The following is a 26,969-nucleotide window of genomic DNA, read 5'->3' as shown; positions in this document are numbered from 1 at the left end:
TATAAATAGAGTTAAAGGAAAGCTTATGAAAGTGATCGAGGGTGGCTTCCCAGCGCCAAATGCAAAAATTGCTATCGTTATTTCTCGCTTCAACAGTTTTATTAACGAAAGCCTACTTTCTGGTGCGATCGATACACTAAAGCGTCACGGACAAGTAAGCGAAGACAACATCACGGTTGTGCGTTGTCCAGGTGCCGTAGAACTACCTCTAGTAGCTCAGCGTGTTGCTAAAACTGGCAAATTCGACGCTATTGTTTCTCTAGGGTCGGTTATTCGCGGTGGAACGCCTCACTTTGACTATGTTTGTAGTGAAATGAACAAAGGTCTGGCACAAGTGTCTATGGAATACAGTATTCCAGTAGCATTTGGTGTGTTGACTGTTGATACGATCGATCAAGCAATAGAACGCGCAGGAACCAAGGCTGGTAATAAAGGTGCAGAGGCTGCACTAAGCGCACTTGAAATGATTAATGTACTATCTGAAATAGATTCCTAATGGGGGCCAGTGTGAAACCAGCCGCACGTCGTAATGCACGTCAATTCGCTCTACAGGCGATCTACTCATGGCAAATTACTAAAGAGAACGTTGCCAAAATCGAAGAACAGTTTTTGTCTGGCGACAAATACGATGAAGAAGAACTTCACGCATCAGAGCCAGCGCTTGCTGCTCCAGAGACTGACGTCGCTTACTTCCGTGAACTACTAAGCGGTGTTGTACTTAGCCACGCTGAGCTAGATAGCAAAATTCGTCCATATACCTCTCGTCCGATGCAGGACCTAGATATGATGGAGCTTGCCCTTCTTCGCCTTGCTATGTACGAGATGACTCGTCGCGAAGATGTTCCTTACAAAGTGGTAATCAACGAAGCGATTGAACTTGCTAAAGTATTCGCTGCGGAAGACAGTCACAAATTTGTGAATGGTGTGCTAGATAAAGCCGCCCCTCACGTCCGTAAGAAATAACGATTTCTTCAGTGAAAAGGTCAGCTCATGCTGGCCTTTTTTGTATTATCCCCATACCATTAATCTCTATCCGGCTCTGTCTGGTTTAAGAGCACAAGAACGGCGTTAAAGGTATGCCTGTAGCGTTGCTATTTAACGCACTGTTTCTTTGTTTTTGCGTTCTTTCCAGCGCCGTTTTCGAACCCTAATAAATTGCATTGGCGTGAAAAGATAAATGAATTATGTCTGGTGAATTTAACCTGATCGATAAATACTTCGTTGGACGTCAGAACCAACGTAAAGATGTCCACCTCGCCGCAGGTGATGATTGTGCACTCGTCAAAGCTCCAGCTAATGTTCAGATTGCCATTAGCACTGATACGTTAGTATCTGGCACTCACTTTCTGTCACACGCCAACCCTGCTTGGGTAGCACATAAGGCGCTTGCTTCTAATATTAGTGATTTGGCGGCGATGGGCGCAACTCCTGCTTGGGTAAGTTTTGCGTTAACGATGCCAGAGCCGGATGAGACGTGGTTAGCTCCTTTCTGTGATGCGTTTTTTGAGTTGGCCGATTACTTTGGTATCCAGTTAATCGGTGGGGATACGACCAAAGGCCCTCTGAGTCTGACGTTGACAGTGCAGGGTTTTGTACCTGAAGGCAAAGCGTTAACACGATCAGGTGCTAAAGTTGGCGATTGGGTATACGTTACAGGCCATCTTGGGGATGCGAAAGCTGGGTTGGATGTCATTCTCAATGCGTCTCTGCGTAGCCGAACGGGCGCAGAAGAGCTAGAGCGGGCGCATTACCTCAGTACGCCTCGCGTACTTGCAGGGCAAGCCTTAGTCGGCTTAGCATCATCCGCTATCGATATTTCAGATGGTTTGATGGCTGATATCAACCATATTTTGCGACGCTCTCAAGTAGGCGTGAGTATTGATGTCTCTCACTTACCCATATCTTCGGAGTTAATGCAGTTTTTAGATGATAAGGTTAGTGCTCAGCAGTATGCTTTAGCAAGTGGCGAAGAATACGAATTGTGCTTTACTGTGCCTGAACAAAACCGAGGTTCACTGCAAAGTGCACTGTCGCATACTGGTTGCAAAGTTACATGCATTGGCCAAATTCGACCCAATGGTTTTTTTGAACTGCATGACAGTAACCAACCTCTCGATTGGGATCTCAGTGGTTTCGACCACTTTAAGTGACCTTAAGATTGAAACCAAATTAGCAGTATAGGCTTTAAGGATATGACCAACCCTCTTTCTCTGATTTCACTAACGAATCCATGGCACTTATTGGCGACTGGGTTTGGTAGCGGCTTATCACCTTTTATCCCTGGCACTATGGGAACATTAGCGGCGATACCGTTCTTTTTACTTTTGGCTCAGTTACCATTTCCAGCGTATGTCATTGTCGTTCTGATTTCGTGTGTTATTGGCATTAAAATTTGCCAAATCACTTCTGCAGATATGGGGGTTCATGATCACGGTTCGATAGTATGGGATGAGTTTGCTGGTTATTGGATCACGATGGGTATCGTACCGGCACTAAACATTCCATTAACCGAATGGAAGTGGCTGCTCACTGGTTTCATCTTATTCCGTTTTTTCGATATGGTGAAACCTTGGCCGATTGGTTGGTTAGATAAGCGCGTTCACGGCGGATTCGGCATCATGGTGGATGACATAGTGGCAGGTATTATGGCGGGGATTACGCTGTTTTTAGTCGCGAAATACGCGGGCTGGATGAACTAGATATTCATCAACAACAATCATGGAAGAATTAAAAAGGGATGCACATGGCATCCCTTTTTCGCATTTTGGTTAGGCTATTTGTCGAGGTAATCGACAATGGACTTCTCTATCCCTTTCGCATCGAGTCCAAGCGCTGCATGCAACTCGTCTTGAGTCCCTTGGGGGATAAATTCATCTGGGAGACCTAGGTTTAAAACTGGTTTAATGGTTTTATCTTTCATCATAAATTCTACGACACCAGCACCAGCGCCGCCAGAAATGACGTTTTCTTCCAGTGTGACCAGTACGTCATGGCCTGCGACGAGTTGACGAATTAGTGCTTCATCAAGAGGTTTGACAAAGCGCATGTCAGCCACGGTCGCATTGAGCTTATCTGCCACTTCCAGCGCATTGCTTAAGAAGGTGCCAAAGTTCAAAATGGCGACTTTCTCCCCTTTACGTACGATGCGACCTTTACCAATTTCTAGCGCAGTGAATTCCGTTTCCATCTCTGCCCCCATACCATTTCCACGTGGGTATCGAACCGCACTTGGACCAGTATGCTTGTGACCAGTGTAAAGCATTTGACGACATTCATTCTCGTCGCTTGGTGCCATGATCACCATGTTTGGGATACAACGCATAAAGCTGAGATCGAACGCACCTTGGTGAGTTTGGCCATCAGCGCCAACGAGACCTGCGCGGTCAATAGCGAACATCACAGGTAAGTTCATGATCGCCACATCGTGGATCAGTTGATCATAACCGCGCTGCAAAAAGGTGGAATAGATGGCAACGATAGGGTGATTGCCCGCGATGGCCATGCCTGTCGCGAGCGTGACTGCGTGCTGCTCTGCAATCGCCACATCGAAGTACTGCTCTGGATACTCTTTTGAGAATCGAACCATGCCTGAGCCTTCACGCATCGCTGGCGTAATCGCCATTAGCTTCGGATCTTGCGCGGCCATATCACATAAAAAATCACCAAAGATTTTTGAAAAGGTGGGCTTTCCGCCGCTGCTTTTAGGCAGGCAGTGATGCGTGGGATCAAATTTAGGAACGCCGTGATAACCAATCGGATCTTTTTCTGCGGGTTCATAACCTTTGCCTTTCTTGGTCATGATGTGCAGGAATTGAGGACCTTTAAGCTCACGCATGTTTCTCAGGGTTTTGACCAGCTCATTCACATCGTGTCCATCGATTGGACCAATGTAGTTGAACCCAAATTCTTCAAACAGCGTGCCCGGTACGACCATCCCTTTTAGATGTTCTTCGGTGCGGCGAACCAGTTCTTTAATGGGGGGCACGCCAGACAGAACCTTCTTACCGCCTTCACGAATGGAAGTATATAAACTACCAGAAAGCACTTTGGCGAGGTGATTATTGAGAGCGCCAACATTTTCTGAAATCGACATTTCATTGTCGTTTAGAATCACTAACATGTCAGAGTGAACATCACCCGCGTGGTTCATCGCTTCGAATGCCATGCCTGCGGTAATCGCACCATCACCGATCACACTCACCACTTTACGACCTTTGCCTTCTTTTTGTGCGCTAATGGCCATGCCCAGTCCTGCACTGATAGAAGTAGAAGAGTGACCAACAGATAACGTGTCATACTCGCTTTCTTCACGCCAAGGGAAAGGGTGTAGACCATCTTTTTGGCGAATGGTTGGCATTTGATCGCGGCGGCCAGTGAGAATTTTATGCGGGTAAGCTTGATGACCAACATCCCAGATCAACTGATCGATTGGGGTATTGTAAACATAATGCAAAGCGACAGTTAGCTCTACGGTGCCTAAGCCAGACGCTAAATGTCCACTAGATTGGCTGACTGAATTTAGCAGATACGTTCGCAATTCATCACACAAAGCTGGTAATGTTTCTTTCGGAAGAAGACGTAGCTCTTCCGGAGTATTTGCTAACGCCAGTGTTGGGTACTTTGAAATATCAAGAGTCATATAAATGCGCGCTTATAGTGTTAATTTTTGCGCTCGATGACATATCGGGCGAACTCTTCGAGTAACTGAGTATTGTATGGGATAGCTTCTAATGCTTGAAGCGCTTCCTGTAACAGAGTGTGAGCTTTCTCTATCGCTCCGTCTAAACCCAGCAAGGAAGGGTAAGTGCTCTTGTTCAACTCTTGGTCTGAACCTTGAGGCTTACCCAGTGTTTCTGTGTCACTGATGATATCAAGAATATCGTCTTGAACCTGAAACGCCAAACCAATAGCTTTCGAGTAACGTTTTAGGTGAGGTAAAACCTCAATACCTTTTTCACCAGCGGCGAGAGCGCCTAGTTTAACTGCGCAGTCAATCAGGGCTCCGGTTTTCTTCCGATGTATCACTTCCATTTCTTCAAGAGAGACTTGACGGTTTTCTGCACCTAAGTCCAGAGCTTGTCCAACGCACATCCCCTGAGCACCAGAAGAGTGAGCCAGCGCCTTTATCATATTGATACGTTGCGTTTCTGCGACTGGATTTAACTGGCCATCAGCAATAATAGTAAAGGCGAGAGTCTGGAGTGCATCGCCAGTTAGTATTGCCGTTGCCTCATCAAATTTGATGTGACAAGTGGGCTGACCACGACGCAGCTCATCATCATCCATGGCAGGCAGATCGTCATGAATAAGTGAGTAAGCGTGAATGCACTCAATAGCCGCGGCAGGCGTGTCTAAGTCTTCAGATTTACAGCCGAGCATTTGACCTGTGATGTAAACAAGAAAAGGGCGAACGCGTTTTCCACCTAGCAAAAGGCCGTACTTCATTGCTTGAATCAATGGCAACTCTTGATATGGGAGATGATCGAGCCATAAATTCAATTGCTGATTGTTTCTTTGTTGAAAAGACGTCAATGTCTGTTGCATCACATTGCTCACTACTGATGATTATTCTGAATCTGGTTTGAAGTCACTTAATGATACTTCGTCATCTTCGCTAAGAAGAATGCTTACGCGTTGTTCGGCGTCGCTGAGTTTGGTTTGGCCAGCTCGAGCTAAGGCAATGCCTCGTTCAAACTTACGTAGGGCATCATCTAGGGCAAGGTCGCCATTTTCTAATTTATCAACCAAGCTATCAAGCTCTTCAATGGTTGCTTCGAAGGTCATGTTTTCTGGTTTCTTGACCGCCATCTATTTTCTGCCTTAATCAAGCCTTGGATAAGATGCACGAAAGTTACCTTAGCCTAATAACTTGGTCAAATTTAACCTTGTATAATTGTCATAAAATTAGCTCTAAACGGGTCTGATCGGTGAAACTCCATATTTTGGTTAAGGTTGTTCGGCGTAATTTGTGATCCATTAGCTAAGATTTTTCTAAAAATTCTGTTCTAGCTGTCGATACAGGTAGTATTCCGCCTAGTGGCAGTATTTGAGTATAGCGTGAGGAGTGCTTTGTGGATTTAGCTACCCTATTAGGTTTGATTGGTGGTTTGGCATTCGTCATTATGGCGATGGTGCTAGGAGGCAGCATTGGTATGTTCGCCGATGTTACCTCGATCCTTATTGTCGTTGGTGGCTCAACATTTGTCGTGTTAATGAAGTTCACGATGGGGCAGTTTTTTGGTGCGACTAAAATCGCAGGTAAAGCCTTCATGTTTAAAGCGGATGAACCAGAGACCTTGATTGCAAAAATTGTAGAAATGGCAGATGCGGCACGTAAAGGGGGGTTCCTTGCTCTAGAAGAGATGGAAATCAACAACACCTTTATGCAAAAGGGGATTGATCTGCTCGTTGATGGTCATGACGCAGACGTAGTGAGAGCGGCGCTGAAAAAAGACATTGCCCTGACGGATGAACGACATACGCAAGGTACTGGCGTGTTTAGATCCTTTGGTGATGTCGCGCCTGCGATGGGGATGATCGGGACCTTGATTGGTCTGGTCGCGATGCTTTCGAACATGGATGATCCTAAAGCGATCGGGCCAGCAATGGCGGTTGCACTTTTAACCACATTATACGGTGCGATCCTATCGAACATGGTGTTCTTTCCGATAGCCGATAAGCTCTCTTTGCGCCGGGATCAAGAAACGCTCAATCGACGCTTAATCATGGATGGGGTGCTTGCTATTCAAGATGGTCAAAACCCGCGAGTTATCGATAGTTACTTGAAGAACTATCTCAACGAAGGTAAACGTGCCCTCGAGATTGACGATTAACCTGGAGAGTAGTGATGGATGATGATGACGATAATAAATGCGATTGTCCGCCACCCGGCCTTCCTCTCTGGATGGGGACTTTTGCGGACTTGATGTCGCTGTTGATGTGTTTCTTTGTTCTTCTGCTTTCGTTTTCTGAGATGGACGTACTGAAGTTCAAACAGATTGCGGGATCCATGAAATTTGCCTTCGGTGTACAAAATCAGCTTGAAGTGAAAGACATTCCCAAAGGCACCAGTATCATCGCGCAAGAGTTTAGACCCGGTCGACCTGAACCCACCCCGATTGATGTCATCATGCAGCAAACCATGGATATTACGCAGCAAACGCTCGAGTTCCATGAAGGGGAATCGGATCGTGCTGGTGGTACTAAACGTGATCAAGGTAAGTTGACGGGAGGGCAATCGCCTGAAACGTCAACGAAGAACAACCAATCAGCGGAAGCAGACATGCAACAACAGCAGTCTGAAGACATGTCTCAAGAGATGGAAACCTTGATGGAAAGCATCAAGAAAGCGCTTGAACGAGAGATTGAACAAGGCGCAATTGAAGTCGAAAACCTTGGGCAGCAGATAGTGATTCGTATGCGTGAGAAAGGCGCTTTCCCTGAAGGCTCTGCATTTTTACAACCAAAATTTCGCCCTTTGGTTCGACAAATTGCAGAGTTGGTGAAAGACGTTCCTGGTGTCGTGCGGGTATCAGGCCACACAGACAATCGACCGCTGGATTCGGAGCTCTATCGCTCAAACTGGGATCTCTCTTCTCAGCGTGCAGTGTCAGTAGCGCAAGAGATGGAGAAGGTCAGGGGGTTCTTTCATCAGCGTTTGAGGGTTCGAGGAATGGCGGATACGGAGCCATTGTTACCGAATGATTCTGATGAAAATCGTGCGCTCAACCGGCGTGTTGAAATCAGCATCATGCAAGGTGAACCACTTTATAGTGAAGAAGTGCCCGTAATACAGTAATCACGCGTTATAAGGTCTAATCTAGCGACGAGGCCTTTTATTGCTTGCTGGCGGATAACTTTGCCTCCTCTTTTTTGATGAGGCAAAGACTTTCTTCATCTCGGGCATTTATCAGACAGAAGCCATATGGGAGCCGTCTTCTGTATCGAGTCAATAATATTCGCCATTTATTTATTAACAAGCTTGAACCTAATTGGATTAGGGCGACGGCATTTATCTGCCCTACCACAAAATGCCATCAAGCCTTTAGATTCTCTTTTTGATTAGCGTATCAATCAATTCGTAATGATGTGGCTGCACGCCGGCAAGGTTGCCATATTTCGGCTGATGGCGGTCATTCTCTTTCGCATAATGCCATCCGATTGTGTGACGCACAAAATGTTCTGCAAAATCGTGGGACACCTCTAGGCAACCCGCCAAAACGGTGTCGACGTAGCTTTGCATAATTGGGCTTTTGCCGCAGGGCGGTAATGGTTCATCTTTTACGTACACCCAGATGTCATGGTCGTGATGAAAGCTGGAATCAGTTTCAATCTGCTCTGGCTGGATTTGGATGCGATGGTACCCGCGTTCACGACGGTCAAATTCTGTTAATGCATCTTCATTCACTTCGAGCAAAACACCGTTTACCTGACCATCGCCTTCATTAACGATGAGTGGAGACAAAGTATAACTGTCATCGATTTTCCCCCAGTAGCGAACCAGTCCATGCGCAATGACGGGAATGGCTGTCCCCGTTTGTCCGGTCAACTTGCGTGAAGCAGAATTGATCAAACTGCCATAACCAAAAATGTACATCTTAGTTGCGTCCCTTAGCTTATTATGATCACTATTGGCTTTATACCTAACCCGCCACCGAAGCACAATGTTACCCCTAACGTATCACTCCAATCTTTAACATGTATTTTTTATACATGTTTGTGTTAGCATGGAGCTCGTCGTTGAGTTAACCAGCATCGAGAGAAGCTTGAGGGCAAAATAATGCTGAATATTACTGATAAAAAAGTGGAAGAAAAAATTCCTGCATGGCTGCGATTAGGCTTTCGGCCGTTTTTCCTGTTTGGTTCGATTTACGCCATCCTTGCGATAGCGGTATGGGTGTGGATGTTCCAAAGCGGTCAGCCAAACGCATTAGGTGTGCCAGCGTTGTGGTGGCATGTTCATGAAATGTTATTCGGCTTCGCGATGGCAATCGTTGTGGGCTTTGTGCTAACCGCAGTGCAAAACTGGACAGGCATTAATGGTACCAAGCATTACACGCTTTTAGCGCTGTTTAGCTTGTGGCTAGTGTCAAGAGTATTGTTCTGGACACCTACACCGCTATGGTTAATCAGCAGTGTAGAAGCGATTTTTTTATTGTTCGTCACGTATGAGATTGGTATTCGTGTGTACCGAGCTAAAGGGTGGCGCAACTTGTTTTTTGTGCCGCTGTTCTTATTAGCCATCTTTGCCAATTTTGCCAGCTACGCAACGATCAAAGGTATGCCGCCGTTTACATCATCAGCTGTGTGGCAAGCCATGTTGTGGTGGTTCACGTTGCTGCTTTCAATAATGGGGGGACGAGTGATCCCATTTTTTACGGCGCGACGTTTTAATTTCGAAAAAGCACAACCGCTGATGTGGCTGGACTGGATGGCGAACTTGCCGCTGGTGATGTTGTTTGTGTTGAGTTTTTTCCCAGTGACGTTTGCGGAATTAGGTAAGCCTCTGATGTTGTTGGCTGGTATTGCACAGCTGAGCCGTTTCTTGCGGTGGAAGCCTTGGTTAACGTTAAGTGAGCCCTTAGTGTGGTCTCTGCATGCCGCGTATCTGTGTTTGCCACTAAGTTTGATTTTTCGTGGCGCGTGGGGAGACGCTTTTGCCAGTCATAACTTAATTCATTTATTTGCGATCGGTGCTTTGGGTGGTTTGATTTTGGCGATGATTACGCGTGTGACCATGGGGCATACTGGGCGGATGATCTACAAAGGGCCGAACATGAGTATCGCGTTTGTCGCCATTATTGCCGCTGCGTTGGTGCGCAGCTTGGCGGTGATATTTGACCCTGCCAACATGATGCTTTGGATTGACATCAGCGCCGGCTTATGGATTTTATCCTTTGGGATGTTTGTGTGGCGCTTTGGTATCATGCTCATTACGCCTCGAGTTGATGGTCACCCAGGGTAAGTATCAATAAAAGAAAGAAGAAGAGGAGCGAATGCCTCCTCTTTTTTTTGGCTTAAATGAGTTTAACTGTCATCATCTTTATTCGTGAACCCCAAACGTTTGAACAGTAGCCATTCGAGCGCGAAGATCACAATTAAAGCGATACAGAACCAAGTGAACGCCGCCGCTGACTCTACGCCTGGCATCCCCCCAATGTTGATCCCCAGTAGACCTGTTAAAAAACTCGTCGGTAAAAAAATAGTGGCAACTAAGGTAAATAGATAGCTGTTTTTATTCGTTTTCTCATCGCGGTTGTATTTTATCTCATCTTGGAAAAGGGCTACTTCACCAAGGTAAAACTCAATCGTTTCGTTGATTCGCGTAATGTTATTATGAGCAAAGCGATACTGGTGAGGCTTGGAGGCCACCAGCCCTGACTCGGACTCAATTAAATCTCGAATCGCGTACTGTTGCGGACGAATAAAACGTTTAATTGAAATAAGTGCTTTTTGAATTGAAATATGCTTGTAGGTCGATTCGTCATTAACGTTGAATTGACTCAACGTATCTTCGATGGTGTCGAGGTACACGTCGATTTTACTGTTCAACCCTTCAATGATTTGATGGAGTAGGCTTGCGAGGCTTTTGGGACCGTTATGCTCAACTAACGCTTGGCGGAGCTCCATAATGGCGCGCGATGGGATCTTACGCGTTGAAATAAGGGCACCTTGAAAGTAAAGAATGCGGATACTGAGCATATCCTCTGGTGATGCATTTTCGTTCATGTTAACCCCACGTAGAATCAACATAAAGTTTTCATCATCCAAGTGATGAAAAGAAGGGCGGCTTTCGTCGGCCAGCAAATGATCAATGGTTGCACGCGGTACTTGATTGTGAGCTAGCCAGTCTCGAATGTCAGGGTGCTGCCTTTCGCAGTGGTACCAATGGTTTGCTTGGATATTGTCTGACGTTATTGCTTGTTGAGTCGCCACCGGAACCGAAAAGTCCCAATGTTCAATCATAAAACCCATTTTATTTCCCTTATCATGAGCTTATTTACTTAATTACAATAATTATGAAGTCATTTGAGTATAAGTGCTACGAGTAATTAGGCTTAAACGCATTCTAGCGATGCAAGATTGTGAGTCGTCAGTAGTGATGAAAAGCAACAAAGCCTGCCACGAGGCAAGCTTTGTCATCGGTGAGAAAAGGAACGGTTAACCAACTTGAGAAAGATTAACCACCTTCTGCTGTAGCTTTTCTTTTAGGTACTCCGTAAGAGCGTGTTTTTCTTCATCGTTCATGTACAGACCAAGCTTAGTACGACGCCACAAAATGTCTTCATCGGTCATCGCCATTTCATGGTTCATCAAGTAGTCGATCTCGCGTTGATATACGCCACCGGCTTGTGAAGAGAAAGCATGGCCAAGGTCGGCTTCGCTTGTTGTTCCTGCCATTAAGTCCCATGTTTGTGTACCAAACTGAGTTACGTAACGAAGGATCAGTGCTTCAGGTGCCCATCGGTATTTTGCATGGATTTGTTTTGCTAATTGTTCACGGCTACAGCTAAAGTTACCGCCTGGTAATGTTTGGTTTGCTGTCCAATCACTGCCCATTTCTGGTAAGAAAGGAGCCAGTTTTTTCATGGCGGCTTCACCGAGCTTACGATAGGTTGTCAATTTCCCCCCAAATACAGAAAGCAGAGGCGCGTGATCGTATTCAGCATCCAGTTCTAGGGTATAGTCTCGTGTGATCGCTTGAGGAGAGTCAGATTCATCATCACATAAAGGGCGAACCCCGCTGTATGTCCAAACCACATCTTCACGAGTTAGCTGGTGAACAAAGTGTTGGTTAACGATATCAACGAGGTAATCGACTTCATCATCTGAGATCGCCACTTCTCGTGGATCACCGTTGTATTCCAAATCTGTGGTACCGATGATAGAAAACTTATCTAAGTACGGGATCATAAATACGATGCGGTTGTCTTTGTTTTGAAGAATGTAGGCTTGCGGCTCGTTGTGGATACGAGGAACCACAATGTGCGAACCTTTGATCAAACGAATGTTACGTGGGGAAGTTTGTTTTAATCCATCATCAAAGAACTGTTTTACCCAAGGCCCAGCCGCATTTACTAACGCTTTAGCTTTGCGTTCGAAGCGTTGATCCGTCATTACGTCATGGATAGTGACATGCCAGATGTCGCCTTCACGATGAGCTTTCTCTACTCGACAGTAGTTACGTACTTCTGCATGATTTTCACGTGCAGCAAGGATATTAAGCAATACCAAACGCGCGTCATCGACCCAGCAATCTGAATATTCGAAACCAGTTTTTATTTCAGGTTTGAGCAAACCAGACTTTGCTAAGTTAACCGTTTTACTGCCTGGCAGCGTCGTCCGTTTACCTAAATTATCGTAAAGGAATAAACCACAGCGGATCATCCAAGCTGGACGCAAGAATGGGCGATGAGGTAAACGGAAACGCATTGGCAGTGCAACGTGTGGCGCTTTACGAAGAATCACTTCACGCTCTGCTAGCGCTTCCGAAACTAAGCGAAATTCGTAATGTTCAAGGTAGCGTAATCCACCATGAATAAGTTTAGAGCTTGCCGAAGACGTTGCAGATGCAAAATCGTTAGCTTCGTATAAACCGACGTTTAAACCACGTCCTGCTGCATCGGCTGCAATACCAGCCCCGTTAATGCCGCCACCGATCACGATCAAGTCTAAGGCAGTGGATGAGCTAGTTGTGGCGTCATTTTGTTGTATACTCATAAATTTGACCTCTTGGTGAGCGAACGAGCATTTTAGAACATATTGTAATCGTAGCTTAGCTTTCGTTTGTGATCATCTATTATTTTCGTTTGTGAGTGTTTTGTGTGATTTAGGCACAAAAAAACCTCTGCCAGATTAAGACAGAGGTCATTTGAAATGCCAAAATTGAATGGTTTATTGATCCGTTTTGAACGCTACCTCGTTGGCTTCTACCACCTCAAGGGGGATCGCGGCTTCTTTCAAAATCGACAGAATTTCTTCTGGGGGCTGTTTGTTGGTGAATATCATGTTCAATTGCGCGATATTGCCCAATTTCACCATTGCGTTGCGTCCAAACTTAGTATGATCGACCGCAAGAAATACACTCCGGCTGTTGTCGATGATCGCTTGCTTCACTCGCACTTCGTGGTAATCAAAATCCAATAACGAACCATCGAAGTCGATGCCACTGATACCGAGAATGCCAAAGTCGAGACGAAATTGTTTAACAAAATCTAACGTTGCTTCCCCAACAATGCCACCATCACGATTTCGGACTTCTCCGCCAGCCAAGATAACCTTGATCTCAGGGTTAGGGAATAGAATGGTCGCGACATTCATGTTGTTGGTGACAACACGCAGTTGTTTATGGCTTTTGTTGAGCGCTCGTGCTATTGCTTCGGGTGTGGTACCGATATCAATAAATAAAGTGGCACCGTCAGGAATGTGCTTCACCACCTCGTCTGCGATGACATCTTTTTCATTGAAGTTGAGCGCTTTGCGCGTGTTGTAAGATGTGTTTTCAGAACTGAGAGGGATGGTGGCACCACCGTGATAACGACGAATCTTGTTGTCGTCGGCGAGTTCATTCAGATCGCGGCGGATGGTTTGTGGGCTGACATTGAATCTTTCTACTAACTCATCCGTGCTGACATAGCCTTGCTTTTTCACCAATTCAACAATCTGCTGGTGTCTAGGTATTTGCTTCACTTACCACTCCCTTGTGCATTGGTAACGGCCAATGCTTCAAATTCGAAGCGTTATTGTGCGCGAATTTGCGCGTTGTGAGAAGTAAAGGGCATCAGGAATCCGGGATAAAACGCAAAAAAGAGCGCTCAAATGGCGCTCTTTTTTCGTATGGATGGAAAATTAATCCTCTTCGTCGTGAAGTTCAGACCAAGTTTGTGCGCACTTCACTGCACGTTTCCAGCCTTTGTAACGACGATTACGTTTCTCTTCGTCATCATGTGGCTCAAAGGTGTGCTCAATGACGGCTTTGTTTTGTAATTCGTCGATACTGTCCCAGTACCCAACGGCTAGGCCTGCAAGATATGCCGCACCTAACGCCGTCACTTCGGTGACTTGAGGGCGGTGCACTTCGGTGTTCAACACATCAGATTGGAACTGCATTAAGAAGTTGTTGGCGACCGCGCCACCATCTACGCGGAGGTTCGCGAGCTTAATCCCTGAGTCCGCTTGCATCGCATCCAGTACATCACGGGTTTGGTAAGCAATGCCTTCCAATGTCGCACGGATAATGTGGTTTGAATTGACACCACGAGTTAGGCCGAGAATAGTGCCACGTGCATACGCATCCCAGTACGGCGCACCAAGGCCTGTAAAGGCAGGCACCACGTAAACGCCATTGGAGGTGTCGACTTTTGTTGCGAAGTATTCGGAGTCTTCCGCGCCTTGGAGGAGCTTAAGTTCATCACGTAGCCATTGAATCGATGCGCCCCCCATAAATACAGCACCTTCAAGCGCGTAAGCAGGCTCACCATTTGGACCACAAGCCAGCGTGGTTAGTAGGCCGTGCGTCGAGGTCACTTTTTCTTGCCCAGTGTTCATTAATAAGAAACACCCCGTGCCGTAAGTGTTTTTCGCTTGGCCTGCCTTAACACACATTTGTCCATAAAGAGCGGCTTGTTGGTCACCTGCAATACCAGAGATAGGAATACGAGTACCGCCTTTACCACCGATGTTGGTTTTTCCGTAAACCTCTGATGAACGTTTTACTTCGGGCATCATTGAGGCTGGAATGCCCAGTTCATCTAACATTTTTTGATCCCAACAGAGGTCATTAATGTTAAATAGCATGGTACGTGAAGCGTTGGTGTAGTCGGTTACGTGCACACGGCCTTGGGTCATCTTCCAAACCAACCAAGTATCGACCGTTCCGAATAATAGTTTACCTGCTTCAGCGTCTTCGCGTGCGCCTTCAACGTTATCTAGAATCCATTTGACTTTAGTACCTGAGAAGTACGGATCAAGCACTAAGCCTGTATTGTCACGAACGTAATTTTCTAGGCCGCGAGCTTTAAGCTCTTCGCAGATTTCAGCAGTACGACGGCATTGCCATACGATTGCGTTATAAACAGGTTTACCGGTTTCTTTATTCCAAACGATGGTGGTTTCGCGCTGGTTGGTAATGCCGATGGCCGCCAGTTGATCGCTACGGATGCCTGACTTAGCTAAAGCTTCAACAAGGGTAGAGCTTTGTGTCGCCCAAATTTCCATTGGGTCGTGCTCAACCCAGCTGGCTTGTGGGTAAATCTGAGTAAATTCGCGCTGCGCGACACTTACGATGTTCGCATCATGGTCAAGAATAACGGCGCGAGAGCTTGTTGTACCTTGGTCTAGGGCAACAATATATTTTTGCTCAGTCATGGTAAGAATCCTTTTGTTTCGTTATTTATATTTTAGTAAATGTTGGGGCTACATAGGGGTTAAGCTCTCGCTTCTTCTGTTTCTTCTTCCGTTTCACATTGGTTTGGAATAGTGCAGCCGTGCCCTTGTTGTGGAAGGTAAGCGGCAATCGCTTTTGGATATAGCCACCCACCGAAACACGCACCAGCGATTGGAGCAAGCAAAGGCACGATAAAGTAAGGAATATCTTTTGCGCCTGTTAGTGCGTAATCCCAGCCAGCAAAGTAAGCAAAAAGTTTGGGTCCAAAGTCACGAGCAGGGTTCATCGCAAAGCCTGTTAATGGACCAAGTGAACCACCAATGACAGCGATCACAATACCAATTAATAGCGGGTTCATTGCCCCACGCTCTGCACCGTTTTTCTCATCTCCTAGGGCCAAAATTGCAAACATTAGCACTGCAGTGATAACGAATTCCACAGCAAAAGCGCCAAAGAAAGAAAGTGAAGCGTGTGGATAGGTTGAGAAGATACCCGCGGTTGCCAGTGCATCTTGGCTACTACGAACGAAGTTATGCGCAATTTCGTAATCAGTAAAAAGATTGCTGTATAACCCATAGACCAATGCCGCTGAGCAGAAAGCGCCGAGCATTTGAGCAATGATATATGGCAGTACTTTTGTTTTGTCAAAACCATGGAACATCGCCAGAGCAATAGTGACCGCAGGGTTGATGTGCGCACCTGAGACGCCGGCAGTACAGTAAATGGCGATGGCGACACCTAAGCCCCAGATAATACTGATTTCCCATTGGCCAAAAGATGCACCAGTTAAAACTAAGGCGGCGACACAGCCTACGCCGAAGAAGATAAGTAAGCCTGTACCGATAAACTCGGCCAAACATTCTCCGAGCAGAGAGGGGTGTTTGTTTGTTGTCATGTTAATAGTCCTTTGTTCATGTTGACTTGTCTAACGCAGCAATATTGTGCACATATAAACGTTTGCGAAAACAAACGAGCATCAAAAGTGAGTGTTTGAGCGTAAAGTTGTTAGTTAAATTCTTTATTTTTGTTAAATGGCGCATTTTTTAATAGAAATAGAGCACAACGGAAAGAGACCTTGGGTGATGAACTGTGCTGGCGGAAGCGCTTAAATTACCGATGTGGAAAAGAATGCACAACTGGTAAGAGGAGTTTTGTGAGGCGGCGTCATTACTGAAGAGTTATTACGCACTTTTTGTACAGAGTTTAACCCTAAATAGGCATGGGAAGCGAGGTACAACAAAGGATCGAGTGGGGGGGATGAATGTTTTCAACAATACCTCAGGTGATAAAGTGTTGCTTTTAATTGCAGATAACAATGTGTTTTTTAAAAATAATAAGGACGGTTTATGTCGTTGAGCTCTCCGGCATGGTTGCTATTGTTCGTCGATCGTTTTCAAGTTTTTTTATTTCGTTTAACACTAAATGTCAGTTTTTTTTAGCCTTTTAGTTATTACTCTTTTTTCAATCATTTAGTGGTGTTAATCGCATTATTTGTCCCTAATTTTTATTCCTATTCGAGTCTTAAGTTTGTTTTGTTGCGAACGTGAATGCTCAAATGCGCTCTTGCCATCTAAATATATAGTAACGCTTTATGAGTAAAGTTGAATCGCTGTCTAATTAATGTTTTCTAATACGCTGTATTTAAAGTAATTTAATATGTGTGCAACATTTGTCACAAAAATAAAATCCTAACGCCATACAATACATTTGCTTTCGAACGAAGCTTTTTGTTTCGTTCGCTCCTTTTTTGGTTTCTACCATCGCATACAAAATAATGAGGTTCCTATGTTTGGAATATTCAAACCTAAGGCGCACATTGATCGCTTATCGTCAGATAGCATTGATGGTGCCTACTCCCGATTACGTTGGCAGCTTTTTATCGGTATTTTTGTTGGTTATGCCGGATACTATTTAGTTCGTAAAAACTTTAGCTTGGCGATGCCTTACTTGATCGAACAAGGGTTTAGTCGTGGTGAGCTTGGGGTTGCACTTGCCGCTGTTTCAATTGCTTATGGCTTATCTAAATTTTTGATGGGCAGTGTATCTGACCGTTCTAATCCGCGTTACTTTTTAAGTGGCGGCTTACTGATGTCTGCATTGGTTATGTTTTGCTTTGGTTTTATGCCATGGGCGACTGGCAGTGTGACGGCAATGTTTATTCTACTTTTCTTGAATGGCTGGTTCCAAGGCATGGGATGGCCTGCTTGTGGCCGAACCATGGTGCACTGGTGGTCACGAAAAGAGCGTGGTGAAACGGTTTCCGTTTGGAACGTTGCGCATAATGTTGGTGGTGGTTTGATTGGCCCATTATTCCTTCTCGGCCTTTGGGCGTTTAACGATGACTGGCGCGCTGCATTCTATGTTCCAGCATTTTTTGCCACGTTGGTCGCGGTGTTTATTTGGATGACGGTTCGAGATACCCCTCAATCTTGCGGTTTGCCGCCAATTGAAGAGTACAAAGATGACTACCCTGATGATTATAAAAAGTCGCATGAACAGGAAATGACGGCGAAGGACATCTTTTTTAAATACGTACTCAACAACAAACTATTATGGTCGATTGCGATAGCCAATGCCTTTGTTTATCTGATTCGTTACGGTGTGTTGGATTGGGCGCCCGTTTACCTAAAAGAAGCTAAGGACTTCTCGGTAGATAAATCATCTTGGGCTTACTTTTTGTATGAATGGGCGGGTATCCCCGGGACGCTTTTGTGTGGCTGGATTTCGGACAAGCTGTTCAAAGGCCGCCGCGCGCCAGCAGGTATTTTGTTTATGGTGCTTGTAACCATCGCGGTTCTCGTTTATTGGTTCAATCCTGCAGGTAACCCTACAGTGGACATGATGGCTCTGATTGCTATCGGTTTCCTAATTTATGGTCCAGTGATGTTGATTGGCTTGTATGCACTGGAGCTTGCGCCGAAGAAAGCCGCAGGTACGGCGGCGGGTCTAACGGGCTTATTTGGATACTTAGGAGGGGCGGTTGCCGCTAACGCGATTCTTGGTTATACCGTAGATCACTTTGGTTGGGATGGGGGATTCATCATCTTAGTTGGCTCTTGTATTACTTCCATCGTTTGTTTGCTGTACGCGTTTTTTGGAGAGCGTGCGCACCACGAACAAAAAGAGCGTGAAAAGGAAGCGCTAGCGTAATATTTATTTAAAGAGGCAGTGGAATACTGCCTCTTGGCTTTATTAAGGAAATAACGATGAAAACAAAGTCAGTATGTCTTACTTTTTTTGCACTTGGCCTCTCTGCCGGTGCGATTGCGAAACCGCTTGTGATTGCTCACCGTGGCGCATCTGGTTACTTACCTGAGCACACGCTGGAAGCTAAAGCGCTTGCTTACGCAATGAAACCTGATTACATCGAACAAGATGTGGTGATGACCAAAGATGACCAGTTGGTGGTTCTCCATGATCATTATTTGGATCGCGTCACCGACGTTGCTGAGCGGTTCCCTGATCGCGCGCGCAAAGATGGTCGCTATTACGCGATTGACTTTACTCTGGCAGAAATCAAATCGCTACGAGTCACGGAAGGGTTTAACATCGACGAAAACGGCAACAAAGTAGCGGGTTATCCAACTCGATTTCCAATGTGGCAATCGGATTTTACCGTGCCAACATTTGCTGAAGAGATAGAGTTGATTCAAGGTCTTAACAAGACACTGGGTTACGACATCGGCATTTACCCAGAGATCAAGGCCCCTTGGTTCCATCGCCACGAAGGCAAAAACATCTCTAAAGCTGTACTTAAAGTCTTGAAGCAGTACGGTTACGACTCGCAAGACGACAAAGTTTACCTGCAGTGCTTTGATGCGAATGAACTGCAACGTATCAACAGTGAGCTCATGCCTGCAATGGACATGGATTTAAAGCTCGTTCAGCTCATGGCTTACACCGATTGGAACGAGACCATGGAGTACAAAGGTGATACCGCAACACCATACAGCTATGATTGGATGTTCGAAGCCGACGGCATGAAGAAAGTGGCGAGTTACGCCGAAGGGATTGGCCCTTGGAAACCGATGCTGGTGGATGTTAAGTCAACCAAAGACAACATCATCATTAAGCCTCTGATGGAGGCAGCAAAAGACGCTGGCTTGCAAGTTCATTCATACACGTTCCGTGCCGATCCAGGACGCATTCCAGCGTATACGGATAGCTTTGATGGCATGATGGATGTTTTCTATAACCAAGTGAAAGTCGATGGGTTGTTTACTGACTTCCCAGACAAAGCAGTGAGTTTTTTAAATCAGTAATCAGTACGTCAGGCATTCTGCTTTAAGCTAAAAAATCCCCCAACAGTTTCCTATTGGGGGATTTTTAACACTGATACTACAGCTTAGTTGTTTTTATGCAGTTCGCTGTTCAGTTCAACCGCGCTCTTATTTGCAAGACACTCGATTTGACCCGTTACAGAGTTACGACGGAACAGGAGATCAGACACGCCTGCAAGGTCGCGCGCTTTTACGATTTCTACTTCATTGCCTTCAGAATCTAGCATGCGTACTTTAGAGCCAGCTGTCACGTATAGGCCCGATTCGATAGTACAACGGTCACCCATTGGGAAGCCTAGACCTGCGTTTGCGCCAAGGAGTGAGTTTTCACCGATAGAAACCACCACTTTACCGCCGCCAGATAGCGTACCCATGATAGATGCGCCACCGCCGATATCTGAACCGTTACCAACCACTACGCCAGCAGAGATACGACCTTCAACCATGCTCACGCCAGTTGTACCTGCGTTGAAGTTGATGAAGCCTTCGTGCATAACGGTTGTGCCTTCGCCCACGTGCGCGCCAAGACGTACGCGAGACGTGTCTGCAATACGAACGCCTGCTGGAACCACGTAGTCCACCATTTTAGGGAACTTGTCGACGCAATCAACGCTTAGCGTACGGCCAGCTAGGCGCGCTTCGATTTGACGCTCTGCCAGTTCAGGGAGGTCGATTGGACCTTCGTTTGTCCATGCGATGTTGTGCAGCAGGCCGAAAATGCCATCCAGTACTGTGCCATGCGGCTTAACTAGACGGTTAGAGATAAGTTGAAGTTTTAAGAAGCCTTCAGCAACAGATTGTGGCTGTTCATCCGTAGCGAGGATAACCAGTACAAGCGGTTGTGCTGATTCTGCTGCTTTCGCGGCGAAAGATGCGTTTGCTGCATCGCCGTTTGCTTCGAATGCTGTTGCAAGTTCTGCGCTTTGTGCTGCAGAGATCTCAATAACTTGGTTGCCTTGTTCATAACCAACCACTGCTGCTAGTGCGTTGACTAGTGCTTCGCTTGGGTTAAGAGCGGGGGTTGGGAAAAACGCTTCAATGATTTTGCCATCGCGGTTTTTAGTCGCTGTACCATAGGCTAGAGAAAAGAAAGCCATAGTTGTTCTCCGTCTGTTGAGTCTGTGTCTCGTCTATTTACTGACAAGAAATTATTTAGTTGTGAGTCATCATAAAGAGAGTGCTGGGGAGTTTAAAGAGGGGAGTTAGAGAAAGTCCGTAGATGGATATCGTCTGTCTTTTGGGAGATATATCTGTCTGATGAGAAATGTTTTCTAAGGGAGGGGAATCAGCATGATGCGAACGATGTTGTCGTAGTTGACGAAGCCTGACAGCGCTTTAATCTTTACTGGTTTTAGTTTGAAAGTACGCGCAAAAAGACATCGCTGTACTTTTTCCATGCTTCACATGGATTTAATTAGCAGCCTATTTTTTAGGCTGCTTTATTATTCTTATTTCTTCTTTCGTGGTAACCAGAGAGCCAGCGTTAAACTTAGCACCACCCAAAGGTACAATGGCCAGGAGCCAAAGGATCGGTAGGGCGTTTGTCCATCTGTTGGCGTCAGCTCTGCACGCAATACGGCAGTCTCGAACTGAGGGATTTGTTCGATGATTCTACCTCTGTGGTCCGTCACTGCCGTTAAGCCATTGTTGGTCGAGCGGATCAGTGGTTTTCCTAGCTCTAATGCACGCATACGTGCGATTTCCATATGCTGAAGTGGGCCGATAGAGCGACCAAACCAGGCATCATTAGACAGAGTCAGAATGAAGTCTGTGTTGTTAGTAACATTCTGGCGTACTTGCTCGTTAAAAATAATTTCGTAACACAACGCTGGGTTCATGTGCTTACCGTTTGCTACGGTGTTTGGTTGGACAAAGTCCCCACGGCTAAACGATGACATCGGCAAATTGAAGAATGGTGCCAGTGGGCGCAATACGTCTTCAAAAGGGACAAACTCACCAAATGGCAGTAGATGGTGTTTGTGATAACGTTCGCTCATATCAAAGCTGTAATCGCCGTATGGTGTGACACCAAGCGACAGAATGCTGTTATAGAACTGGCCATTTTCATCTTGGTTGACCACGCCAGTGATAATCGCGCTATTGTTCATTTTCGCGGCCGCGTCAATGTTTTTCAGGAATGACGGCACTTCGATTTCAAACGCTGGAATCGCGGCTTCAGGCCATACGATGATGTCAGCATCCCAATTCTCACGCGTGAGATCGGCATACTTCATGATGGTCGGCCAGCGTTGGCTCGGTAACCATTTTAAACTTTGATCTACGTTGCCTTGAATAAGCGCTACTTTTGTTGTGTCTTCTGAGCGTGGAGACACCCAGTCGTAATGGCGAATACCAAAGCCAGTGCTTAAGAAGACGGCAGGAATAAGAATCATCAACCACTGCTTGTGAATCCAAGCATAGGCTAATGCACCGGCACTGATAAGAATCAACAGCGTAAGTAGTTCTACACCGCCAATAGGCGCAAAACTTGAGAAAGGGGCATCGATTTGACTGTACCCCAGCCAGAGCCAAGGAAAGCCCGTCATCACCCATCCTCGCAACCAATCACTGATTAACCATAGCGCTGGAGCTGCAAGTAGTGCTTTCGTCAGAGTGAATTGAGGAAAGAGTTTGTTGTTGAGCCAAGCAAACAAGCCTGAATAAACCGCCAAGTAGGCAACAAGCAAGCCCATTAAAAATAAATTGGCAATCAGCGGCATTCCGCCAAAGCCAGAGATGCTGATGTAAACCCAGCTAATGCCCGTTGCAAACTGACCTAAACCCCAGGCATAGCCAATCCCAAGTGCACGTTTAGAGGATTGATTTGCGAGCAGGATAAGTAAGAGAGCCGGGCTTAGAATGGCAATAGGCCACAGCTGATAAGGAGCAAATGCTAGGGTAGTCGAGGCGCCAACAAAAGCGGCCGCTAAGGGCCGCTTGAGGCGATGAAAGAGTTCATTCATCATTATATTTTCTGATATTCCCGTAGGGGATCGCGTTACTCTTGAGTGATCTCAACCATGGACTCTTCGTCTGGAATCGTCACTTGAAGTTGAATGACACGACGGTTATCGGCAGCGGTGACTTTGAAGTTATAGTTTTCAATCTCAACCAGTTCACCACGAGAAGGTAGATGACCAAAGGCTGTCATGACCATGCCGCCAACGGTATCCACTTCTTCATCGCTGAAGTTGGTGCCGAATGTCTCATTAAACTCTTCAATGGTTGTTAGAGCTCTGACAGCATACGTGTGCTTACTCAGCTTACGAATGTCAGTCTCTTCGCTTTCATCGAATTCGTCTTCGATATCCCCGACGATTTCTTCAAGGATATCTTCAATGGTCACGAGACCAGAGACACCACCGAATTCATCAACAACAATGGCCATATGATAGCGTTCTTCACGGAATTCTTTGAGCAGGCGGTCAACACGTTTGCTTTCCGGTACCACGACTGCTGGTCGAATTACTGCTTCAATATCAAATGGGTTACTGTCCGAGCCTAAGTATTTAAGTAAGTCCTTCGCTAGGAGAATGCCTTCCACATGGTCTTTGTCTTCGCTGATCACAGGGTAGCGAGAGTGTTGAGCATCGGTAATTAACGCGACCAGTGTATCTAGATCGTGAGTACGCTCAACCGTAACCATTTGCGAACGCGGGATCATAATATCACGCACACGCATCTCGGCGATTTCCATAACACCCTCAAGCATATCGCGGGTGTCATGATCAATCAGGTCATTGATTTCTGAGTCGCGGATAACATCCACAAGCTCCTGGCGGTCTTTTGGTTCGCCCTGAAATAGTTGACCTAGACGTTCAAAGAAGGACTTTCTACTCGGACCTTCTGCCTTTTCTTTCTTACCTTCGTTAGAAGAGGGAGAATTATCTTCGTTCATTGTTTCTCAATTAAGTAACGCTATCAGAAGTGTGATAGCTCACATCGAGAGGCGAACACGAGAGTAATCTAGGTGGTTCGCCTTTCCTTATCGAGTGCCCAAGGGCTACTCTTTTTCAGCAATGTAAGGGTCTTCATAACCCATACCCTGCATGATTTCTGTTTCGAGGGACTCCATCTCTTGGGCTTCGTCATCCTCAATATGATCATAACCTAGCAGATGCAAGCTGCCATGTACAACCATATGCGCCCAATGTGCTAGCAGAGGCTTGCTTTGCTCAATTGCCTCTTTTTCAACGACTTGGCGGCAAATGACTAAGTCACCAAGGAGGTCTATTTCCATGCCCGGTGGGGCTTCAAATGGAAAAGACAGCACATTGGTGGGTTTATCTTTGCCTCGATATTCGTGGTTGAGTGTGTGGCTTTCATGCTCATCCACAATTCGAATCGTGAGTTCGGCTTGTGGCTGAAAAAGAGGAATGGTCTTATCGAGCCACAATTGCAAATCTTGTTTTGAAGGTAATCCTTCTTCGCTTTCGACTGCCAGTTGTAAATCAAGTTCAATCGCCATGATTATTCCTTAGTTGACGCAACTTGGGAGCTCAGTTCTGCTTTTGCTGTTTCTAGCAATTTGGCGTCACGCTCTTCACGACGGCGTTTTTCGAATTCTTTACGTTCTTTTTGGTCTTGCGCTTCCCACTTCTCATAAGCATTAACAATACGAGCCACAACTGGGTGACGTACCACATCGTCAGCTTGGAAGAAGTTAAAGCTTATGTCGTCGACCTCGCTCAATACTTCGATCGCATGGCGTAGACCAGACTTTGCACCGCGTGGTAAGTCTATCTGAGTTACGTCACCAGTGATGACGGCGCGTGAGTTAAAGCCAATACGTGTCAGGAACATTTTCATTTGCTCGACCGTCGTATTTTGGCTCTCATCGAGAATGATAAAGGCATCGTTTAATGTACGACCACGCATGTATGCCAGAGGTGCTACTTCAATCACGTTACGTTCGATCAACTTCTCAACACGTTCAAAGCCCAGCATTTCAAACAGAGCATCGTACAACGGGCGTAAATATGGGTCGACTTTCTGGCTTAAATCACCAGGTAGAAAGCCCAATTTCTCCCCAGCTTCAACCGCAGGACGAGTCAATAGAATACGACGAATTTCTTGACGCTCTAATGCGTCAACCGCTGCCGCAACGGCGAGGTAAGTCTTACCGGTACCCGCTGGGCCAATACCAAAAGAGACATCGTGCGTGACCATGTTGACCAAGTATTGAGCTTGGTTTGGCGTGCGCGGTTTAATCACCCCTTTCTTGGTTTTGACGAAAACTTCTTTACCATGTTCAAAGTTGGACTCAGTGTTTTGTTCCAGAATGCCTGATTCTTTAATCGCTAAGTGGATCTGTTCAGGTTCGATATCTGGGAGCTCACCTCGGACAGGGGCGGTATCAACATAAAGAGTTTTTAGGATATCCAGCGCAGCTGCTGCGGTATGAGGTTTGCCCACAATGGTAAAATGGTCACTGCGGTGGTTGATTTCAACGCCTAGACGACGTTCTAAATGCTTGATGTTGTCATCGAATGGACCGCACAGGCTAGCAAGTCGGCGGTTATCTGAAGGTTCTAGGTTGATTTCTAAAGTTACGATTTTATTGCTCAATGTTGCCTCTCATTTTATGCCACTGAGTGAAAGCCTGATAACGACCAGGCTCTCCATGGCTATTTTTACGAGCTTAAGGCGTAAAAGTGGTTACACCCAGCTCATCTTCGCGGCGTGTTTTTGCCATCATCTGCGTTGGCGAAATCATGCTACGAAGATCCATGTCTGTTTCAGTACGTATCAGCTCACCACGCAGTGAGTTTGCAAATACGTCTACAATCTTCACATCAACGAACTGACCAATTAGGTCTGCGCTACCTTCAAAGTTTACTACACGGTTGTTTTCTGTACGAGCGCGCAGTTCCATAAGATTCTTCTTCGAAGGGCCTTCAACCAAGACACGTTGTTCTGTGTCAAGCATTAGACGAGAATAACGCATAGCTTGAGCATTAATGGTTTGCTGTAGTTCGTAAAGACGCTCTTTCTTTACTTCTTCTGACAGGTCACAAGGGTAGTCCGCTGCTGGCGTACCTGGACGTGGAGAGAAGATAAAGCTAAAGCTCATGTCAAAGTCGACTTCTTTGATGAGTTTCATCGTATCTTGGAAGTCTTTGTCTGTTTCACCCGGGAAACCCACAATAAAGTCTGAGCTGATTTGAATATCAGGGCGTGCTTTGCGTAGTTTACGGATGATAGATTTGTACTCGATTGCTGTGTGAGGACGTTTCATCATCGTAAGAATACGGTCACTACCACTTTGTACTGGTAGGTGCAGGAAGCTTACGAGTTCTGGCGTATCTTCGTAAACCGCGATGATATCGTCAGTAAACTCAAGTGGGTGACTGGTCGTGAAACGGATACGGTCGATACCGTCGATAGACGCGACTAGACGAAGCAGCTCTGCGAATGAACAAATCTCACCATCATGAGTCGGACCACGGTACGCGTTTACGTTTTGGCCGAGAAGGTTCACCTCACGCACGCCTTGTTCTGCTAGTTGTGCGATTTCGAATAGAACGTCGTCCATTGGACGGCTTACTTCTTCACCACGAGTGTACGGCACTACGCAGTAAGTACAGTATTTTGAGCAGCCTTCCATAATCGAAACAAACGCTGTCGCTCCTTCAGCTCGTGGGTCTGGTAGACGGTCAAACTTTTCGATCTCTGGGAACGAAATATCCATAACTGGTGCATCGTCAGATTGAGATTTTCTGATCATCTCAGGCAAGCGGTGCAGAGTTTGTGGGCCAAAAATCACGTCAACATATGGAGCTCGTTCACGAATATGGTCACCTTCTTGCGTTGCTACACAACCACCAACACCGATAACCACGCCTGCTTTTTTATCTTTTAGTGTTTTCCAACGGCCGAGCTGGTGGAACACTTTTTCTTGCGCTTTTTCACGGATCGAACAGGTGTTAAGTAGAAGTACGTCTGCTTCCTCTGGCTCTTCCGTCAGCTCGTAGCCGTTTGCAGCATTAAGCAGGTCGGCCATTTTTGATGAATCATATTCGTTCATCTGGCAGCCCCAGGTTTTAATTAGCAGTTTCTTACTCATCTCACTTTCGCTCGTTCAGTTGTACTTAAATTGGAGAGCTGTTGCTCAAATTATAGCCGCCATCACGGCGGTAAGCGGCGTATTGTACTGCTTTAAAAAGCACCTGACTAGTGATCTGGCTAATTCTCTGCAAAGCCTGATGAAATCTAGTTTTTCGCCCTATGCAGAACAAGGTTTTTTGTTAAACAATTTTGTAAAAATAGCCATGGAAAGTACAATAAAAAACGCCAATTAATCA

At 46.0% G+C, this 26,969-nt stretch carries 24 protein-coding genes; 9 read left to right on the top strand and 15 right to left on the bottom strand.

Going from position 1 to position 26,969, the window contains the following annotated elements; genetic code table 11:
* Positions 1-25 precede the first annotated feature (25 nt).
* From ribH to pgpA, 4 genes are all read left to right on the top strand, one after another.
* Positions 26-496: a 6,7-dimethyl-8-ribityllumazine synthase gene (gene ribH, locus ATG66_RS16295; RefSeq protein ID WP_098416290.1), complete on the top strand. Its 471-nt coding sequence runs from the start codon at positions 26-28 to the stop codon at positions 494-496.
* Entirely contained in the window at positions 496-963 is a 468-nt protein-coding gene (nusB, locus tag ATG66_RS16290; RefSeq protein ID WP_098416289.1) for a transcription antitermination factor NusB, read from the top strand. Before ribH ends, nusB begins: the two co-directional genes overlap by 1 nt.
* A 221-nt stretch (positions 964-1,184) precedes the next feature.
* Positions 1,185-2,150, top strand: coding sequence for a thiamine-phosphate kinase (thiL, locus tag ATG66_RS16285; RefSeq protein ID WP_098416288.1), 966 nt, complete (start codon positions 1,185-1,187; stop codon positions 2,148-2,150).
* 42 nt (positions 2,151-2,192) lie between these two features.
* Entirely contained in the window at positions 2,193-2,699 is a 507-nt protein-coding gene (gene pgpA / locus ATG66_RS16280; protein WP_098416287.1) for a phosphatidylglycerophosphatase A, read from the top strand.
* A 74-nt stretch (positions 2,700-2,773) separates the two neighbouring features.
* Here pgpA and dxs read toward each other — a convergent pair whose 3' ends face one another.
* The 3 genes from dxs to xseB are packed head-to-tail and all read right to left on the bottom strand — an operon-like array spanning position 2,774 to position 5,808.
* Positions 2,774-4,639, bottom strand: coding sequence for a 1-deoxy-D-xylulose-5-phosphate synthase (gene dxs / locus ATG66_RS16275; RefSeq protein ID WP_098416286.1), 1,866 nt, complete (start codon positions 4,637-4,639; stop codon positions 2,774-2,776).
* Positions 4,640-4,659: 20 nt separating this feature from the next.
* Positions 4,660-5,544 (bottom strand): (2E,6E)-farnesyl diphosphate synthase, encoded by an 885-nt coding sequence (gene ispA, locus ATG66_RS16270; protein ID WP_098416285.1) that lies wholly within the window; start codon positions 5,542-5,544, stop codon positions 4,660-4,662.
* Between the two features lie 21 nt (positions 5,545-5,565).
* Positions 5,566-5,808: an exodeoxyribonuclease VII small subunit gene (gene xseB / locus ATG66_RS16265; RefSeq protein WP_098416284.1), complete on the bottom strand. Its 243-nt coding sequence runs from the start codon at positions 5,806-5,808 to the stop codon at positions 5,566-5,568.
* A gap of 263 nt (positions 5,809-6,071) precedes the next feature.
* Here xseB and pomA point away from each other — a divergent pair, with 263 nt between their 5' ends.
* Both pomA and ATG66_RS16255 read left to right on the top strand, forming a co-directional pair.
* The gene (gene pomA / locus ATG66_RS16260; protein ID WP_098416283.1) at positions 6,072-6,833 is read left to right on the top strand and encodes a flagellar motor protein PomA; all 762 of its coding nucleotides are present in this window, start codon (positions 6,072-6,074) and stop codon (positions 6,831-6,833) included.
* 14 nt (positions 6,834-6,847) lie between these two features.
* Positions 6,848-7,798, top strand: a complete 951-nt coding sequence (locus tag ATG66_RS16255) for a flagellar motor protein MotB (protein ID WP_098416282.1) — start codon at positions 6,848-6,850, stop codon at positions 7,796-7,798.
* 246 nt (positions 7,799-8,044) lie between these two features.
* On the opposite strand, the gene ATG66_RS16250 is transcribed toward ATG66_RS16255, so the two are convergent.
* Positions 8,045-8,596: a gamma-glutamylcyclotransferase family protein gene (locus ATG66_RS16250; RefSeq protein WP_098416281.1), complete on the bottom strand. Its 552-nt coding sequence runs from the start codon at positions 8,594-8,596 to the stop codon at positions 8,045-8,047.
* Positions 8,597-8,779: 183 nt separating this feature from the next.
* On the opposite strand from ATG66_RS16250, the gene ATG66_RS16245 reads away from it, so the two are divergent.
* Entirely contained in the window at positions 8,780-9,964 is a 1,185-nt protein-coding gene (locus ATG66_RS16245; protein WP_098416280.1) for an NnrS family protein, read from the top strand.
* Between the two features lie 62 nt (positions 9,965-10,026).
* Here ATG66_RS16245 and ATG66_RS16240 read toward each other — a convergent pair whose 3' ends face one another.
* The 5 genes from ATG66_RS16240 to ATG66_RS16220 form a co-directional block, all read right to left on the bottom strand.
* Positions 10,027-10,974: a CorA family divalent cation transporter gene (locus ATG66_RS16240; protein WP_098416279.1), complete on the bottom strand. Its 948-nt coding sequence runs from the start codon at positions 10,972-10,974 to the stop codon at positions 10,027-10,029.
* Between the two features lie 186 nt (positions 10,975-11,160).
* Entirely contained in the window at positions 11,161-12,720 is a 1,560-nt protein-coding gene (gene glpD / locus ATG66_RS16235; RefSeq protein ID WP_098416278.1) for a glycerol-3-phosphate dehydrogenase, read from the bottom strand.
* A 174-nt stretch (positions 12,721-12,894) separates the two neighbouring features.
* Positions 12,895-13,689: a DeoR/GlpR family transcriptional regulator gene (locus ATG66_RS16230; protein ID WP_098416277.1), complete on the bottom strand. Its 795-nt coding sequence runs from the start codon at positions 13,687-13,689 to the stop codon at positions 12,895-12,897.
* A 159-nt stretch (positions 13,690-13,848) separates the two neighbouring features.
* The gene (glpK, locus tag ATG66_RS16225) at positions 13,849-15,366 is read right to left on the bottom strand and encodes a glycerol kinase GlpK (RefSeq protein WP_098416276.1); all 1,518 of its coding nucleotides are present in this window, start codon (positions 15,364-15,366) and stop codon (positions 13,849-13,851) included.
* Positions 15,367-15,425: 59 nt separating this feature from the next.
* On the bottom strand, positions 15,426-16,280 hold the full coding sequence (locus ATG66_RS16220) for an MIP/aquaporin family protein (protein ID WP_098416275.1): 855 nt from the start codon (positions 16,278-16,280) through the stop codon (positions 15,426-15,428).
* 890 nt (positions 16,281-17,170) lie between these two features.
* Here ATG66_RS16220 and glpT point away from each other — a divergent pair.
* Positions 17,171-18,535: a glycerol-3-phosphate transporter gene (gene glpT / locus ATG66_RS16210; protein ID WP_098416273.1), complete on the top strand. Its 1,365-nt coding sequence runs from the start codon at positions 17,171-17,173 to the stop codon at positions 18,533-18,535.
* A 56-nt stretch (positions 18,536-18,591) separates the two neighbouring features.
* Complete coding sequence (gene glpQ / locus ATG66_RS16205; RefSeq protein ID WP_098416272.1) at positions 18,592-19,647, top strand: glycerophosphodiester phosphodiesterase; 1,056 nt, start codon at positions 18,592-18,594, stop codon at positions 19,645-19,647.
* Between the two features lie 83 nt (positions 19,648-19,730).
* On the opposite strand, the gene dapD is transcribed toward glpQ, so the two are convergent.
* The 6 genes from dapD to miaB all read right to left on the bottom strand — a co-directional run bounded on the left by dapD (position 19,731) and on the right by miaB (position 26,731).
* Entirely contained in the window at positions 19,731-20,762 is a 1,032-nt protein-coding gene (dapD, locus tag ATG66_RS16200) for a 2,3,4,5-tetrahydropyridine-2,6-dicarboxylate N-succinyltransferase (protein ID WP_098416271.1), read from the bottom strand.
* Between the two features lie 351 nt (positions 20,763-21,113).
* Positions 21,114-22,631, bottom strand: a complete 1,518-nt coding sequence (gene lnt, locus ATG66_RS16195) for an apolipoprotein N-acyltransferase (protein ID WP_098416270.1) — start codon at positions 22,629-22,631, stop codon at positions 21,114-21,116.
* Positions 22,632-22,663: 32 nt separating this feature from the next.
* Complete coding sequence (gene corC, locus ATG66_RS16190; protein ID WP_098416269.1) at positions 22,664-23,563, bottom strand: CNNM family magnesium/cobalt transport protein CorC; 900 nt, start codon at positions 23,561-23,563, stop codon at positions 22,664-22,666.
* A 105-nt stretch (positions 23,564-23,668) separates the two neighbouring features.
* Positions 23,669-24,133 carry an rRNA maturation RNase YbeY gene (ybeY, locus tag ATG66_RS16185; RefSeq protein WP_098416268.1) on the bottom strand — a complete coding sequence of 155 codons (465 nt, stop codon included), beginning with the start codon at positions 24,131-24,133 and terminating at the stop codon, positions 23,669-23,671.
* Positions 24,134-24,135: 2 nt separating this feature from the next.
* Positions 24,136-25,233 (bottom strand): PhoH family protein, encoded by a 1,098-nt coding sequence (locus ATG66_RS16180; RefSeq protein ID WP_098416267.1) that lies wholly within the window; start codon positions 25,231-25,233, stop codon positions 24,136-24,138.
* Between the two features lie 73 nt (positions 25,234-25,306).
* Positions 25,307-26,731: a tRNA (N6-isopentenyl adenosine(37)-C2)-methylthiotransferase MiaB gene (miaB, locus tag ATG66_RS16175; RefSeq protein ID WP_098416266.1), complete on the bottom strand. Its 1,425-nt coding sequence runs from the start codon at positions 26,729-26,731 to the stop codon at positions 25,307-25,309.
* Positions 26,732-26,969 lie beyond the last annotated feature (238 nt).

The organism is Vibrio sp. ES.051 (genome assembly GCF_002563795.1).
Taxonomy (GTDB): Bacteria; Pseudomonadota; Gammaproteobacteria; order Enterobacterales; family Vibrionaceae; genus Vibrio.
The sequence above is the reverse complement of the archived record's forward strand: the minus strand, read 5'-3'. Positions and strand labels throughout refer to the sequence as shown.

Bases quoted from the DNA above. Each gene is read 5' to 3' on its own strand.
- ATG66_RS16220 (WP_098416275.1), bottom strand. From the start codon at position 16,280: ATGACAACAAACAAACACCCCTCTCTGCTCGGAGAATGTTTGGCCGAG.
- nusB (WP_098416289.1), top strand. From the start codon at position 496: ATGGGGGCCAGTGTGAAACCAGCCGCACGTCGTAATGCACGTCAATTC.
- ATG66_RS16250 (WP_098416281.1), bottom strand. From the start codon at position 8,596: ATGTACATTTTTGGTTATGGCAGTTTGATCAATTCTGCTTCACGCAAG.
- lnt (WP_098416270.1), bottom strand. From the start codon at position 22,631: ATGATGAATGAACTCTTTCATCGCCTCAAGCGGCCCTTAGCGGCCGCT.
- ribH (WP_098416290.1), top strand. From the start codon at position 26: ATGAAAGTGATCGAGGGTGGCTTCCCAGCGCCAAATGCAAAAATTGCT.
- ispA (WP_098416285.1), bottom strand. From the start codon at position 5,544: ATGCAACAGACATTGACGTCTTTTCAACAAAGAAACAATCAGCAATTG.
- thiL (WP_098416288.1), top strand. From the start codon at position 1,185: ATGTCTGGTGAATTTAACCTGATCGATAAATACTTCGTTGGACGTCAG.
- miaB (WP_098416266.1), bottom strand. From the start codon at position 26,731: ATGAGTAAGAAACTGCTAATTAAAACCTGGGGCTGCCAGATGAACGAA.
- ATG66_RS16255 (WP_098416282.1), top strand. From the start codon at position 6,848: ATGGATGATGATGACGATAATAAATGCGATTGTCCGCCACCCGGCCTT.
- ybeY (WP_098416268.1), bottom strand. From the start codon at position 24,133: ATGGCGATTGAACTTGATTTACAACTGGCAGTCGAAAGCGAAGAAGGA.
- dxs (WP_098416286.1), bottom strand. From the start codon at position 4,639: ATGACTCTTGATATTTCAAAGTACCCAACACTGGCGTTAGCAAATACT.
- xseB (WP_098416284.1), bottom strand. From the start codon at position 5,808: ATGGCGGTCAAGAAACCAGAAAACATGACCTTCGAAGCAACCATTGAA.
- glpQ (WP_098416272.1), top strand. From the start codon at position 18,592: ATGAAAACAAAGTCAGTATGTCTTACTTTTTTTGCACTTGGCCTCTCT.
- dapD (WP_098416271.1), bottom strand. From the start codon at position 20,762: ATGGCTTTCTTTTCTCTAGCCTATGGTACAGCGACTAAAAACCGCGAT.
- pgpA (WP_098416287.1), top strand. From the start codon at position 2,193: ATGACCAACCCTCTTTCTCTGATTTCACTAACGAATCCATGGCACTTA.
- glpK (WP_098416276.1), bottom strand. From the start codon at position 15,366: ATGACTGAGCAAAAATATATTGTTGCCCTAGACCAAGGTACAACAAGC.
- glpT (WP_098416273.1), top strand. From the start codon at position 17,171: ATGTTTGGAATATTCAAACCTAAGGCGCACATTGATCGCTTATCGTCA.
- ATG66_RS16245 (WP_098416280.1), top strand. From the start codon at position 8,780: ATGCTGAATATTACTGATAAAAAAGTGGAAGAAAAAATTCCTGCATGG.
- ATG66_RS16240 (WP_098416279.1), bottom strand. From the start codon at position 10,974: ATGGGTTTTATGATTGAACATTGGGACTTTTCGGTTCCGGTGGCGACT.
- glpD (WP_098416278.1), bottom strand. From the start codon at position 12,720: ATGAGTATACAACAAAATGACGCCACAACTAGCTCATCCACTGCCTTA.
- corC (WP_098416269.1), bottom strand. From the start codon at position 23,563: ATGAACGAAGATAATTCTCCCTCTTCTAACGAAGGTAAGAAAGAAAAG.